Source organism: Niveispirillum fermenti (genome assembly GCF_052474395.1).
On record NZ_CP156681.1, the window covers coordinates 1,904,746 to 1,917,695 of the forward strand.

At 64.2% G+C, this 12,950-nt stretch carries 13 protein-coding genes; 9 read left to right on the forward strand and 4 right to left on the reverse strand.

Annotated features, from left to right (window positions below):
- The first annotated feature begins 91 nt into the window (after nucleotides 1-91).
- The 6 genes from ABC728_RS20045 (at nucleotide 92) to ABC728_RS20070 (ending at nucleotide 6,617) form a co-directional block, all read left to right on the forward strand.
- Nucleotides 92-2,797 (forward strand): hybrid sensor histidine kinase/response regulator, encoded by a 2,706-nt coding sequence (locus ABC728_RS20045; protein WP_445376470.1) that lies wholly within the window; start codon nucleotides 92-94, stop codon nucleotides 2,795-2,797.
- Nucleotides 2,794-3,291, forward strand: coding sequence for a chemotaxis protein CheW (locus ABC728_RS20050; protein ID WP_416620725.1), 498 nt, complete (start codon nucleotides 2,794-2,796; stop codon nucleotides 3,289-3,291). The genes ABC728_RS20045 and ABC728_RS20050 overlap by 4 nt, the downstream gene beginning before the upstream one ends.
- Nucleotides 3,292-3,318: 27 nt before the next feature.
- On the forward strand, nucleotides 3,319-3,684 hold the full coding sequence (locus tag ABC728_RS20055; RefSeq protein ID WP_416620724.1) for a response regulator: 366 nt from the start codon (nucleotides 3,319-3,321) through the stop codon (nucleotides 3,682-3,684).
- Between the two features lie 21 nt (nucleotides 3,685-3,705).
- Entirely contained in the window at nucleotides 3,706-4,926 is a 1,221-nt protein-coding gene (locus tag ABC728_RS20060; protein ID WP_416620723.1) for a protein-glutamate methylesterase/protein-glutamine glutaminase, read from the forward strand.
- On the forward strand, nucleotides 4,923-5,738 hold the full coding sequence (locus ABC728_RS20065) for a CheR family methyltransferase (protein ID WP_416620722.1): 816 nt from the start codon (nucleotides 4,923-4,925) through the stop codon (nucleotides 5,736-5,738). Before ABC728_RS20060 ends, ABC728_RS20065 begins: the two co-directional genes overlap by 4 nt.
- Before the next feature lie 120 nt (nucleotides 5,739-5,858).
- Nucleotides 5,859-6,617: a substrate-binding periplasmic protein gene (locus tag ABC728_RS20070; RefSeq protein WP_416620721.1), complete on the forward strand. Its 759-nt coding sequence runs from the start codon at nucleotides 5,859-5,861 to the stop codon at nucleotides 6,615-6,617.
- On the opposite strand, the gene ABC728_RS20075 is transcribed toward ABC728_RS20070, so the two are convergent.
- Together ABC728_RS20075 and ABC728_RS20080 are read right to left on the reverse strand one after the other, a co-directional pair.
- Nucleotides 6,589-7,401 (reverse strand): hypothetical protein, encoded by an 813-nt coding sequence (locus ABC728_RS20075; RefSeq protein WP_416620720.1) that lies wholly within the window; start codon nucleotides 7,399-7,401, stop codon nucleotides 6,589-6,591. The two genes, ABC728_RS20070 and ABC728_RS20075, sit on opposite strands and share 29 nt — an antisense overlap.
- Nucleotides 7,402-7,507: 106 nt before the next feature.
- Nucleotides 7,508-8,170, reverse strand: coding sequence for an MlaC/ttg2D family ABC transporter substrate-binding protein (locus tag ABC728_RS20080; protein ID WP_416620719.1), 663 nt, complete (start codon nucleotides 8,168-8,170; stop codon nucleotides 7,508-7,510).
- 280 nt (nucleotides 8,171-8,450) lie between these two features.
- Here ABC728_RS20080 and ABC728_RS20085 point away from each other — a divergent pair, with 280 nt between their 5' ends.
- Entirely contained in the window at nucleotides 8,451-9,416 is a 966-nt protein-coding gene (locus tag ABC728_RS20085) for an ArsR/SmtB family transcription factor (RefSeq protein WP_416620718.1), read from the forward strand.
- 16 nt (nucleotides 9,417-9,432) lie between these two features.
- Complete coding sequence (gene metF, locus ABC728_RS20090; RefSeq protein ID WP_416620717.1) at nucleotides 9,433-10,359, forward strand: methylenetetrahydrofolate reductase; 927 nt, start codon at nucleotides 9,433-9,435, stop codon at nucleotides 10,357-10,359.
- A 58-nt stretch (nucleotides 10,360-10,417) separates the two neighbouring features.
- Here the strand turns inward: metF and ABC728_RS20095 are convergent, their stop codons facing one another.
- Nucleotides 10,418-10,777, reverse strand: a complete 360-nt coding sequence (locus ABC728_RS20095; protein ID WP_416620716.1) for a hypothetical protein — start codon at nucleotides 10,775-10,777, stop codon at nucleotides 10,418-10,420.
- Nucleotides 10,778-11,133: 356 nt separating this feature from the next.
- Between ABC728_RS20095 and ABC728_RS20100 the strand changes: the two genes are divergently transcribed.
- On the forward strand, nucleotides 11,134-12,180 hold the full coding sequence (locus tag ABC728_RS20100) for an aspartate-semialdehyde dehydrogenase (RefSeq protein ID WP_416620715.1): 1,047 nt from the start codon (nucleotides 11,134-11,136) through the stop codon (nucleotides 12,178-12,180).
- A gap of 145 nt (nucleotides 12,181-12,325) precedes the next feature.
- Here the strand turns inward: ABC728_RS20100 and ABC728_RS20105 are convergent, their stop codons facing one another.
- A complete protein-coding gene (locus ABC728_RS20105) occupies nucleotides 12,326-12,853 on the reverse strand; it encodes a PRC-barrel domain-containing protein (RefSeq protein ID WP_416620714.1) in 528 nt (175 codons plus the stop codon).
- Between the last annotated feature and the right edge of the window lie 97 nt (nucleotides 12,854-12,950).

A 12,950-nucleotide genomic window follows, 5' to 3' on the forward strand; every position in this document is an offset into this window, starting at 1 on the left:
GGTCGGCCGGGCGCGTACAAGGGTCCTTCACCGGGGGTATCGACCGGCGTATGGCGTGGAAACTTGAATTTCCCGAAACGGGGCGTGGACCATGGATGATCTGCTGAGTGAATTCCTCACTGAGACCAATGAGAACCTCGCCGTCCTCGACGTCGAGTTGGTGAAGCTGGAGCAGAACCCCAATGATCCGGGGCTGCTGTCGAACATCTTCCGACTGGTTCACACGATCAAGGGGACCTGCGGCTTCCTGGGGCTGCCACGGCTGGAGTTGGTGGCCCATGCCGCCGAGAACGTGCTGGGCAAGTTCCGCGACGGGGAGTTGCATGTTTCCCCCTACGCGGTGTCGCTGATCCTCGAATTGCTGGATACGATCAAGGGCATCCTGTCCGTCCTGGAACAGACGGAGGCGGAGCCGCCCGGTTCCGATCAGGATCTGATCGACCGGTTGAACGCGATGGCGGAAGGGCGGGAACTGCCCAAGGCCAATGCCGCCCCGCCGGCCGCCGCACCAACCGTGCCCGACAATGATCCCGACCAGCTTTTCGAGCCGGTTCCTGCCCATCTGACACATACGCTGGCGCCGGCCTCGCCGCCGCCACCTCCGCCCCCGCCGCCCGCGAGCCAAGCCGTTGCGCCCGTGGTCGAAGCGCCGCTGCCGGCCGTCGATGTGCCGCCGCCGTCCCCGCCGCCGCCGCCTCGCAGCGAGGCACAGGACGAGGTGCGGGGCGAGGCGAAGGAAAGCGCACTTGCCCAGCAGACCATCCGCGTGCATGTGGATCTGCTTGAAAACCTGATGACCATGGTTTCCGAGCTGGTGCTGACCCGCAACCAGCTTCTCCAGATACTGCGTTCCCAGAAGGACAGCGAGTTCGCCGCCCCCCTGCAGCGTCTGAACCATGTCACGTCGGAGCTGCAGGAAGGCGTCATGAAGACGCGCATGCAGCCCATCGGCAATGCCTGGGCCAAGCTGCCGCGCCTGGTGCGCGACCTGTCCCATGAACTGCACAAGAAGATCGAGCTGCAGATGCTCGGTGCCGAGACGGAACTGGACCGTCAGGTGCTGGAGCTGATCAAGGACCCCCTGACCCACATGGTTCGCAATTCCGGCGACCATGGGCTGGAAATTCCGTCGGAGCGTATCGCCGCCGGCAAGTCCGAAACCGGCCGCATCACACTGAACGCCTATCATGAAGGCGGCCATATCATCATCGAGATCAGCGACGACGGCAAAGGCCTGGCGCTCTCGAAGATCAAGGCCAAGATCATCCAGAACGGGCTGGCGACCGAGTTGGAACTGGCCCAGATGGCGGATCAGCAGATCCAGCAGTTCATCTTCAAGCCGGGCTTCTCCACTGCCGCCAAGGTCACGTCCGTGTCCGGCCGCGGCGTGGGCATGGACGTGGTGAAGACGAATATCGAGAAGATCGGCGGCACGATCGAAATGCGGTCGGTCGAGGGTCGGGGCACGACCTTCACCATCAAGATCCCGCTGACGCTGGCCATTGTTTCGGCCCTGATCGTGGAATGCGCGTCGGAGCGATTCGCCGTGCCGCAAATCAGCGTGATCGAGCTGGTGCGCGCCGCCGACGACAGCGAGCACAAGATCGAACGCATCAACGGTGCGCCGGTCCTGCGCCTGCGCAACCGGCTGCTGCCGCTGGTCAGCCTTCAGAAGCTGCTGAAGCTGGGCAGCGCCGAGGATGACGAAAAGCGGGAGACCTTCATCGTCGTCAGCCAGGTTGGCAACTATACGTTCGGCATCATTGTCGACCGGGTGTTCGATACCGAGGAAATCGTGGTGAAGCCGGTGGCGCCCATCCTGCGCCATATCGAACTGTTCTCGGGCAACACCATCCTGGGCGACGGTTCGGTCATCATGATCCTGGATCCCAACGGTATCGCCACGGCGTCGGGCAACCTGGCCGGAATGCCGGATACCCAGATGGCCGCCCAGGAAGTGGCCAAGTCCACTTCCCGCCGGGAGGACGACAAGATGGCCCTGCTGCTGTTCAGCGCCGGGGAGGGCGGGCCCAAGGCCGTGCCGCTGTCGCTGGTCGCCCGTCTGGAGGATGTCGACCTCAATCAGGTCGAATTGTCCAATGGCGAACCCGTGGTCCAGTACCGGGGCAAGCTGATGCCGCTGGTGCCCATCGATCCGGCCTGGAAGATCGCGCGCGACAAGCGCCAGCCCGTGGTGGTGTTCGCCGATGGCGACCGTTCCATGGGTCTGGTCGTCGACGAGATCGTGGATATCGTGGAGGACCGCCTGCAGGTCGAACTGGGGACGGAGCGTCCGGGCTTCCTGGGTTCGGCTATCATTGCCAGCAAGGCGACAGACGTCATTGATGCCGGTTTCTACCTGACCCGTGCCTTCAAGGACTGGTTCGGCAACAACCATGAGAGCTTCGAGGATGACCATCAGCATCGCGTGCTGCTGGTCGATGACAGCCCGTTCTTCCGCAACCTGCTGACCCCGCTGCTGACCGTGTCGGGGTACGATGTGACGGCGGTGGAGAGTGCGGACGAAGCCCTGGCCCTTTGCGAGTTGGGCGAGGATTTTGACGTCATCGTCTCGGATATCGAGATGCCGGGCATGAGCGGCCTGGATTTTGCCCAGGCTGTGCGTGCCAGCACCCGCTGGTCCGGGACGCCGCTTGTCGCCCTTTCCAGCCATGCCAGTCCGCGTGACCTGGATCGCGGCCGGCAGGCCGGCTTCAACGACTATGTCGCCAAGTTCGACCGTGAAGCCCTGCTTTTCACGTTGCAGCAGACCATCACCGAGAAAGGTGCCGCATGAGTGCCCGTCTCCCCGCCGTAAAGAAGGCCGGCTCCCAGGAAATCGCCCTCATCAAGAACGAGGATTTCGTCACGGCAACCATTGCCAACCAGCTTTTCGGTATCCCGGTGCTGCAGGTGCAGGATGTGCTGGGGCCGCAGAAGATCACGCGCATTCCGCTGGCCCCGCCGGAGGTTGCGGGTTCGCTGAACCTGCGTGGCCGCATCGTCACGGCCATCGATGTGCGCAAGCGACTGGACCTGCCGCCGCGCCCGGCCGATGGCAAGCCCGTGATGAGCATTGTGGTCGATCATAAGGGCGAGCTCTATTCCCTCATGGTCGATAATGTCGGCGAGGTGCTGTCGCTGTCCTCCGATGATTTCGAACGTCATCCGGCCACCATGGATCTGCGGTGGCGCGAGATTTCGACCGGCATTTATCGTCTGAAAGAGACATTGCTCGTCGTTCTGGATGTCTCAAAGCTGCTCAACTTTGCTAACATCGAGGCGGCATAACCCGCGTCCGGCAATCGAGGTCCATTGATGAAGTCGTGTCTGGTCGTCGATGACAGCCGCGTTGTCCGCAAGGTAGCGCGCAAGATCCTGGAAGAACTCGGCTTTGCCTGTGATGAGGCCGAGGATGGCAAGCAGGCCATGGATTATTGCGCGCGCAGCATGCCGGACGCCATCCTGCTGGACTGGAACATGCCGGTGATGACCGGCATAGAATTCCTTCGCCGGCTTCGCAAGATGACGGGCGGCCAGGCGCCCAAGGTTGTCTTCTGCACAACGGAGAATGATCTGGCCCATATCCAGGAAGCGCTGTCGGCGGGTGCGAACGAGTACATCATGAAGCCGTTCGACAGCGACATCATCCAGACGAAGTTCCAACAGGTCGGCCTTCTTTAAGGCCGCCCGGGATTGCAGGCAATGAACGAGCTTCCCGGACGACCGGTGACCCAGGCGACGCCGACCGGCACAGAGCCCTATAGGGTGATGGTGGTGGATGACAGTGCCGTCATCCGCGGCCTCCTCACGCGCTCGCTGGAAGGTGATCCGGAGATCAAGGTCGTCGCGTCCGTGGCCAATGGCCAGATGGCGATCAATACCTTGCAACGCCAGATGATCGACGTGATCGTGCTGGATATCGAAATGCCGGTACTGGACGGGCTGTCGGCCCTGCCGCATCTGCTGGCTGTCGATCCGCATGTCAAGATCGTCATGGCATCCACGCTGACGGCCAAAAACGCCGATATCAGCCTTCGTGCGCTGAAGGCCGGAGCGGCGGATTATATCCCCAAGCCATCATCGACACGGGAATTGACCAGTGCTGATGATTTCAAGCGGGAATTGACGGGGAAGGTCAAGGCGCTGGCGCTTGCCGCGCGCAAGGCCGATCCGCGGAAGGGGGCGCCCACGCCGGCCGCCGGTACGCCCGCTGCCCCCGGCATCGTGCGGCCGGTGACGCCTGTGGGCACCGCGCCGCCGACCACAGGTTTCACGCTGTCCCCACCTGTCCGGTTGAAGCCGGAAACGGGGCCGATCAGCCTGCGGCCCGTGCCGGATTTCCGGCCGGATGTGTTGGCCATCGGCAGTTCCACGGGTGGGCCGCAAGCCTTGTTCGAAGTGTTGAGCCACCTGAAGGATGGAATCCGGCAGCCGATCCTGATCACCCAGCATATGCCGGCAACCTTCACCACCATCCTGGCCGAACATATCACCCGCCAGTGCGGCGTGCAGTGTGCGGAGGCGAAGGAGGGGGAACCCATCGTGGGTGGCCGTGCCTATGTGGCGCCGGGTGATTTCCACATGCTGGTCGTGCAGAAGAACGGTGTGAATTACCTGACCCTGACCAAGGACCCGCCGGAGAATTTCTGTCGCCCTTCCGTGGACCCGATGCTGCGCAGTATCGTCCGCGCCTATGGCAAGCGGGTGCTGGTCACCATTCTGACCGGCATGGGCCATGACGGGCAGCGCGGGTCGGAGGCGGTGGTGCAGGCTGGCGGCGCCATTCTTGGGCAGGACGAGCCCAGTTCCGTCGTGTGGGGCATGCCGGGGGCGGTGGCGACGGCGGGATTGTGCAGTGCCGTCTTGCCATTGAAGGAAATCGGGCCTTACATTCGTAAGATCGCATTGAGGCAGGCAGCATGAAGGTCGAAGACTTCGATATGTTCTGCACCCTGCTGAGGCAGCGGTCGGGTCTGGTCTTGACCTCCGACAAGGCCTATCTGCTGGAAAGCCGGCTGATGCCGGTGGCCCGCAAATGGACCCTGAAGAGCCTGGACGAACTGGCGGTCGCGGTCCGCAGCAAGCGTGACGAGGCATTGCTCCGTGACATCACGGAGGCGATGACCACCAACGAATCCTCCTTCTTTCGTGACCAGAAGCCGTTCGACCAGTTCAAGCAGGTGGTCCTGCCGCATCTTCTGGCTAACCGGGCTGCGAAGAAGCAGATTCGCGTCTGGTCTGCGGCCTGTTCTTCCGGGCAGGAGGCCTATTCCCTGGCCATGCTGTTGCAGGAGGAAGGGGCCAGACTGGCCGGCTGGCGGATCGAGATCCTGGGCACCGACCTGTCGAGTGAGATGGTGAACAAGGCCCGCGCCGGCCTTTACACCCAGTTCGAGGTGCAGCGTGGCCTGCCCATCACCCATCTGGTGAAATATTTCAAGCAGATGGGCGACAAATGGCAATTGAACGATGATATCCGCGGCAAGGTGCAGTATCGGGAATATAATCTCTTGTCCGACCTGACACCGCTGGGCCAGTTCGATGTGATCTTCTGCCGTAACGTTCTGATCTATTTCGATCAGCCGACCAAGTCCAAAGTGCTGGAGGCCATGGCCAAGCTGTTGCCGCCGGATGGCATCTTGTACCTGGGCGGGGCCGAGACCGTGCTGGGCATCACGGAGAAATTCAAGCCGATGGAAGGCCAGCGCGGCCTTTACACCCTGGCTGCCAAGTGATGGTGGCGGCAGGGCGGCTGTAACCGGTCTCGGATGACAATAGCCGAATGGACCCTGTCAGGGTCTTCTGCGCCATGCGTGCAGGCTGTAGGCTGTCAGGGTTTGAGACAGGACCCCCGCATGCCGTCGCGCCTTTTCGTCTTCCTTTGTTGCCTGCTTTTGCTGGCCGTTCCGCCTGTCGGGGCGGCGGAGAAGGTCACATTCGGCCTGCGTGAGGCCGCACCCCTGGTCTACAGGGTTGCCGATGGGCGTCTGGCCGGTATCGAGTATGAGTTGCTGGAGGCGATATTCAAGGCTGCGAATATGACGATGGAACCCTATGTCGGGTCCAACGCCCGGCTGGTCGTGGCTGCCAACGGTGCGGTCGTGGCGGGGTTTGCCCCGGTTGTGGGGGATGGGCCGGCTGATATCACTTTGACCGACAGCTATATCACCTATCAGAACGTGGCGATGACACTGGCGGGGCGTGACATCCATCTGGAACGGCCCGATGACCTGCGCCATTGGCGGGTTCTGGCCTTCCAGCGGGCCAGCAAGGTGCTGGGCCCCGAATTTGCTGCGGCCGTGGCGGCGGCACCCGATTACCGGGAGGAGCCGACACAGGCATTGCAGGCCCATGGGCTGCTGTTCGGCCGCTATGATGTGGTGGTCGCTGAAACGCGGGTGCTGCACTATCACATCGCGCGGGTGCTGGCCGGCAGTGGCAGTGACACCCGGCTGCACCTGCCCGTGGAGGAGTACCGAATTTTTCCGCCCACCCCTTACCGGGCGGGCTTTCGCGACGCGGCGCTGGCGGCGCGGTTCAACGAAGGCCTGCGCCGCATCCAGGCCAATGGCACCTATGCCACCATCATGGCCCGCCATAGCCCGACGCAGTAGGCAGGCGGCGGTCCATCCGTACGGCACGCACGCGGTTCACGATGGACCAGCCGCCCGACAATTCGCCCACCGGTGCCACGGTCCATTCCCATTCCGCTTCGCCTGCCGGCAGATTGGCGCCGAATAGTGGGTCTTCCCATTCCGTCACCTTGCCATCGGGATCGACGATGCGCCGTTGCATGTCCCCCACCAGCAAGGTGGGGCAGGTGAAACGGGCCAGATGATCCAGATGGGCCATGACGATGGACCGGGCAAATCCGCCCAGGTCGGCGTCGGGCCATCGGCGTTGGGCGTGACGCAGTGGAACCAGGGGCAACTGGGAGATGAGGTTGGCGGACACGACCAGACCCAGACCCGGCTCATCCACGAAGGCATTGCAATTGGGTGTCGGCACCTGTGCGGCAGCCCGGTCCGCCAGCGACAGGGCTGTGCCTGTCAGGTCCATCTCCACCAGTTCAATACCGGCATGGCGTCGCGCCAGGTGCCGGGCGTCGGGCGGATGGGCCACATCGACCAGCAGAACGCGGGAAAAACGGGCCAGCAGTTCGGCCATGGGCAGGTCCAGGCAGGGGCCTGACCCCAGGATGACAGCCGTGTTGCTGCCTGCCGGTGCCTCCGCCATGGCGGCCAGCAGACGCCGCTTGGTATTTTCCTGATGTGGGGCCCAGGCGGCGGCACAGCGTTGCGCCCGACCAACACAGGCCACGGCGGCATAGCGGTAGCCCAGGGCGGCGAAGGCCGGTGCGCATCTGGTGCGCAGGCTGATCAGGATTTCGCGCAGCATAGGGACCCGCAGCAGAAAAAAGGTCCGCCGCGGTAGAGCGCGGCGGACCCGTCACATAGCATGCTGCCATGTTGGCGCGAAACCGGATAGGTTGCAGCAGCCGTCCTTAATTGGCGGCTGTCTGGATGCGTTGACGCAGGGCCGCCAGCAAGGCATCGAATCGGCCGCCATTGCTTTCAATGACGCTGGCGAATTCCGATCGCTGCGTCACGCTCATGCTGACATTCTCCACGATCACATCGATGATCTTGAAATTGCCGTCACGGTTGCGAACGCGCCAGGAGACGTTCACGGGCGGGCCATTGGGCCGCAGCACCTGCGACATGACCACGGCATCGTTGGCACCTGCGGCCTGGGCGCCGCCAACCTTGAAGCTCTCGCCCGCATACTGGCTGAACCGCTCGGCATAGACCTCGACGATCATCTGCTCGAACAGGGTCTGGTATTCCTTCTTCTGGGCGTCGTTGGCGACGTTCCAGTACCGGCCCAGCACGAAGCGGCTGATCGTGTTGATATCAAAATTCTCGTTCAGCAATTCGCGGAAGACGGTCTTGGCCTGCTCGTCATTGACCTTGGGGTCGGCCAGCGTGGCAATGGCCTTGTCGCCCAGCGACTGCACGAAACCGGCGGCGGCCTGCGGGGCCTTGGCGTTCTGTGCCTGCGCGCTGGCCGGGGCCAGGGTCGGACCGGCGATCACGGCAAAGCCGGCCAGAACCAGCATTGCGGCGCCGGTCAGCGGCGAACGGCGATGGGAGATCGGGTTCTTCACGTCTTGATCCTCTGGTTTCCTGCGCCATCCTGCGGTCGGCCCCAGGCCGCCGGCAGTGACGCGCGTCACGATGTTCCGTCCATGGCAGTCAACCATTTGTCCACTCAATGGATAAGCGGCAATTGCGACCGATATTGGGCATCACCCGTTCGATAACGCGGCAGGGGCGACGTTGGGAACCGCGATCAACGCGGGGCGGCCCCCGACGGATGTCGGGTGTTTACATCGCATAAAGATATCTTTATATCTTGATCCGACACCGTGAAAGGACGTCTGGTCCATGGAATTCCTGTTGAATGCGCTGAAGGCAGCGGCCGAGCCGACAAGGCTCCGGCTGTTATCGCTGTGCGCGCATGGGGAACTGACGGTGACGGAGCTTACCCAGATTCTGGGGCAAAGCCAGCCGCGTGTTTCGCGTCACCTGAAGCTGCTGTGCGAGGCCGGATTGCTGGAGCGGTTCCGGGAGGGGATCTGGGCCTATTACCGCCTGGCCGAGCGCGGGGCGGTGGCGGAACTGGCCCGCACCCTGGTGGATGCCATCCCCTCTGACGATGCCGGGCTGGCCCTGGACCTGGAGCGGCTGGACCTGATCAAGCAGGGCCGGCGCGAGGCGGCGGACCGCTATTTCAGTGAGAATGCCGCCCGTTGGCACGAAATTCGCGGCCTGCATGTGCCGGAGCGGGAGGTCGAGGCGGCTTTGCTGTCGCTCCTGCCGCAGGAAGGGATCGCCGATCTGCTGGATGTGGGTACCGGCACGGGCCGCATGCTGGAGCTTTTCGGCCCCCGCATTGCCCATGGCCTGGGCATCGATGCGTCGCGCGAGATGCTGGCCGTGGCGCGCGTCAGTCTGGAGCAGGCGGGCCTGCGCCATTGTCAGGTGCGCCTGGGCGAGATGTACCAGCTTGCCCTGCCGGGGCAGAGCCAGGATGCCGTCATTTTCCACCAGGTGCTGCATTATGCGGAGGAGCCGGCGGACGCGCTGGCGGAGGCGGCGCGTGTGCTGCGCCCGGGCGGCATCATGCTGGTGGTCGATTTCGCCCGGCACGAGCTGGAATATCTGCGCGAGCAGCATGCCCATCGCCGTCTGGGCTTCACCGATGCAGAGATGGGCAATTGGCTGCGGCGGGCCGGCATGAATCCCGATCCCGTCCGTGTGCTGCCGGGTGATCCCCTGACCGTCTGCATCTGGCGCGCCATCCGTGCCGACACCTCTTCAACGCGGCTGCGGCCGTCCCCGACCCCGTAAAGCGAGTGTGGCTTCCATGACCCTGAACGACCTGATGGATGCGGCTGGCGGGCCGGCCCCCCTGATCACGGCGCCCGGCGACCTGACCGTCAGTTTCGAATTCTTCCCGCCCAAGACGGAGAAGATGCATGAGAATCTGTGGACCGCCATTCGCCGGCTGGCGCCTTTGAAGCCGGCCTTCATGTCGGTCACCTATGGTGCCGGCGGATCGACGCGGGAACGCACGCACGCGACCGTCACGGCCATCCAGGCCGAAACCGGCATCCCCGCCGCCGCCCACCTGACCTGCGTGGCCGCCACGAAGGAGGATATCGACGAGATCGCGCACAGTTACTGGGATGCCGGCATCCGGCACATCGTGGCGCTGCGGGGTGACCCGCCGCCGCGCGCGGATGGCACGGGCGGCCTGGGTGGCCGGGGTTATGAACCGCATCCCTGCGGCTATGCGTATGCGGCGGATCTTGTGGCAGGGTTGAAGCGCATCGCGGACTTCGACATCTCCGTCGCCTGCTTCCCCGAGGTCCACCCTGAGGCGCCCAGTGCGCAGGTTGATCTGGACAATCTGAAGCGGAAAGTGGATGCAGGCGCCAACCGGGCCATCAGCCAGTTCTTCTTCGATGCCGAGGCTTTCCTGCGTTTCCGCGACAAGGCGGCCGCGGCTGGCATCCATGTGCCCATGGTACCCGGCATCCTGCCCATCCTGAATTTCCAGAAGGCGGCGGAAATGGGCGCCAAGTGCAACACGGCGATGCCGGCCTGGATGCTGGACCTGTTCAATGGACTGGACGCGGCACCGGAAACCCGGCATCTGGTCGCCGCCACCGTGGCGATCGAGCAATGCCGCTATCTGGAGCGGCATGGCGTGAAGCAGTTCCATTTCTATACGATGAACCGCGCCGACCTGACGGTGGCCATCTGCCACATGCTGGGCGTGCGGGCCTGAACCCATGGGTGCCGTGAAGGGGGGCACGCCCCACCTTCACGGCCGTCACCGGTTCAGATCACCACTTGCGCTCCGTTTTCATCTGGCCGCCATTCAGCGCGTCCAGGAAGCTGTTGCCGCCCTTGGGCTTGCCGCTGCGGACCATGCGCGGGTTGGGGCGGCGTCTGGCCTGCTCCACCACCTTGATGGCCGTGGTGGTGGCATCGTTCTCCACCCGCCGGCGCACATCGCTATCCAGCGATTCAAAGGCCTGCTGGGCGAAGCTGAGCGCATTCTCGGACTGTGATTCAACGACCTGACGCAGGGCGTTGGCAGCCATCAGGCATTCCAGCCGTTCCGGTCCTGTCACGTCGTCAAGGGCATTGGCCAGTATCCCAATCGCTTCCAGCGTTTTGGGGTCCTTCAATTCAACGGACATCTTCTATCCGCACCTTTCGGGTACATATATGCGTCCCCCATAGTCCCACCGCCAGCGGAAATACGCAATAGACAGCCATGCCGCGCCCCGTCATGCGGCGCGGGCAGTGCGCGGATGCACGGGGCGATGGCGGCCCGGTCTTTACAAGACGGGGTTGGTCCGGGTTAAGGTCGGCGCCATGTCGATCCTGATCGTGACCACGACCAGCACTAAAAAGACCACCCTGCGGGGCGGGCTTTTTGGCGTGCGCGCGGTCTGACGCGGTCGACATAAAGCCAGATGCCCCGCCGGGAACGGTTGGGGCGGCTCCAGGTGGATCAGGCCCCATCCCGGCATCAAGCCAGAGGATCGGTTCCATGAATGTCCACAACGCCCCCCGCCCCGAAGCTGCCGCCCGGCCCGTTTCCGTTGCCGTGGTCGGTGCCACCGGCGCCGTGGGGGTGGAAATCCGCCATTGCCTGGAACAGGCGGGCCTGAACCTGTGCCGGGTGCGCCTGCTGGCATCCCCGCGGTCGGCCGGACAGGTCGTGCCGTTCGCCGGTGGCAGCCTGATGGTGGAGGCGTTGGGTGATGACAGTTTCCAGGGTATCGATTATGCCCTGTTTTCCGCAGGCAGCGGCATTTCGCGCGACTATGCGCCCAGGGCCGTGGCGGCCGGTGCCGTGGTGATCGACAATTCCTCCGCCTTTCGCATGGATGGCGATATTCCGCTGGTGGTGCCGGAGGTGAACCCGGATGTGATCCCGGCGCGGCCGGGCATCATCGCCAATCCCAATTGTGTCGCCATCATCGCGACCGTGCCCCTGGCGGCTCTGGACGCCCGCCACCGCATCCGCCGGTTGACCATCGCCACCTATCAGGCCGCCAGCGGTGCCGGGGCCGCGGCGATGGAGGAGCTGCGCGCCGCGACGGCCGCCCATCTTGCCGGTGATGCCTATGCGCCCCGTGTGCTGAAGCACCCCTATGCTTTCAACCTTTTCTCCCACGATGCAGCCATCAACCCTGCCACGGGCTATAACGGGGAGGAGGAGAAGGTGGTCGAGGAGACGCGCAAGATTCTGCGCCGGCCCGACCTGCATATCGGCATCACCTGCGTGCGGGTGCCTGTGCTGCGCGCGCATTCCATGGCGATCAGCGTGGAGTTCGATGAGGTGGTGGAGCCCGACGCGGTGCGGTCCATCCTGTCATCGGCACCCGGTGTCCGGCTGGTCGATGACAGGGACGGCAACCACTTCCCCATGCCCAACGAGGCCTCGGGGCAGGGCGACGTGCTGGTCGGCCGCATCCGCCGCGATGTGGGCGACCCGTCCGGCCGGTCCATCGCCCTGTTCCTGGCCGGCGACCAGTTGCTGAAGGGTGCGGCGCTGAATGCCGTCCAGATTCTTCAGCGCCTTGTCGGCTGACCGGACGCACGCTCTGGCTTGCGCAGGTTCCCCTGGTGCCGGGGCGCGGAGCGGGGTGCCGGACAGGCACGCAAAAGAAACCCCCGGACCTGTTGAAGGCCGGGGGTAGTTTGCAGGGACGTCGGAGCGGCTGAGGGGACTTGGGTTAGCGCCGGTCGGTACGGGTCAGGGACAGCGTGTCCTGGTCGTACTTGTACTCGGCCATCTGCTCCACCTGGGCAGAGGTCAGGTTGCGGACCTGGACTTCCTTGTCACCGCCCAGGAATTCGGCATCGGCGATGTCCACGGCGATGGCCTTCTTGCCCATGCCCAGGAAGCCGCCGGAGGTGATGATCAGCCTTTCGGCATCGCCACTGCTGGCGTTCAGGATCACATCCTCCACCTCGCCCAGCTTCTTGCCGTCGGCACCCACGGCGGTCCGGCCCAGAAGGGTTTCGGCGGAGGTGCGGTCAAGCCGCGGCGCGGTGGGGGCTACGACCTCGGGGGCACCCTGCGGCCGGGTGTCCATGACCGACGGGTCCTGGGCCCTGTTCTGGTCGATCGCACCCGGAACGGTGGTGCCCGGAACGGGCGGAACGGGCTCGGTGGAACCGGGCGGCACGGTCTGGGCCATCGCACCGGCGCTGCACAGGAGGGCGGCCGCGGCGGCGGCACCAATCAGTCGAGTGCGCATGGTGTGTTTCCTTCCGTTGGTTGGCAGGAGGGCTTGGCATCAGCGCCACACCCATGCCCAGTCAACACGGCCGGTCCAGGAAAGTTTCCATCTGGAT

Excerpts from the sequence above, each read along its gene's own strand:
- ABC728_RS20045 (WP_445376470.1), top strand. The coding sequence starts at position 92 with ATGGATGATCTGCTGAGTGAATTCCTCACTGAGACCAATGAGAACCTC.
- ABC728_RS20050 (WP_416620725.1), top strand. The coding sequence starts at position 2,794 with ATGAGTGCCCGTCTCCCCGCCGTAAAGAAGGCCGGCTCCCAGGAAATC.
- ABC728_RS20055 (WP_416620724.1), top strand. The coding sequence starts at position 3,319 with ATGAAGTCGTGTCTGGTCGTCGATGACAGCCGCGTTGTCCGCAAGGTA.
- ABC728_RS20060 (WP_416620723.1), top strand. The coding sequence starts at position 3,706 with ATGAACGAGCTTCCCGGACGACCGGTGACCCAGGCGACGCCGACCGGC.
- ABC728_RS20065 (WP_416620722.1), top strand. The coding sequence starts at position 4,923 with ATGAAGGTCGAAGACTTCGATATGTTCTGCACCCTGCTGAGGCAGCGG.
- ABC728_RS20070 (WP_416620721.1), top strand. The coding sequence starts at position 5,859 with ATGCCGTCGCGCCTTTTCGTCTTCCTTTGTTGCCTGCTTTTGCTGGCC.
- ABC728_RS20075 (WP_416620720.1), bottom strand. The coding sequence starts at position 7,401 with ATGCTGCGCGAAATCCTGATCAGCCTGCGCACCAGATGCGCACCGGCC.
- ABC728_RS20085 (WP_416620718.1), top strand. The coding sequence starts at position 8,451 with ATGGAATTCCTGTTGAATGCGCTGAAGGCAGCGGCCGAGCCGACAAGG.
- metF (WP_416620717.1), top strand. The coding sequence starts at position 9,433 with ATGACCCTGAACGACCTGATGGATGCGGCTGGCGGGCCGGCCCCCCTG.
- ABC728_RS20095 (WP_416620716.1), bottom strand. The coding sequence starts at position 10,777 with ATGTCCGTTGAATTGAAGGACCCCAAAACGCTGGAAGCGATTGGGATA.
- ABC728_RS20100 (WP_416620715.1), top strand. The coding sequence starts at position 11,134 with ATGAATGTCCACAACGCCCCCCGCCCCGAAGCTGCCGCCCGGCCCGTT.
- ABC728_RS20105 (WP_416620714.1), bottom strand. The coding sequence starts at position 12,853 with ATGCGCACTCGACTGATTGGTGCCGCCGCCGCGGCCGCCCTCCTGTGC.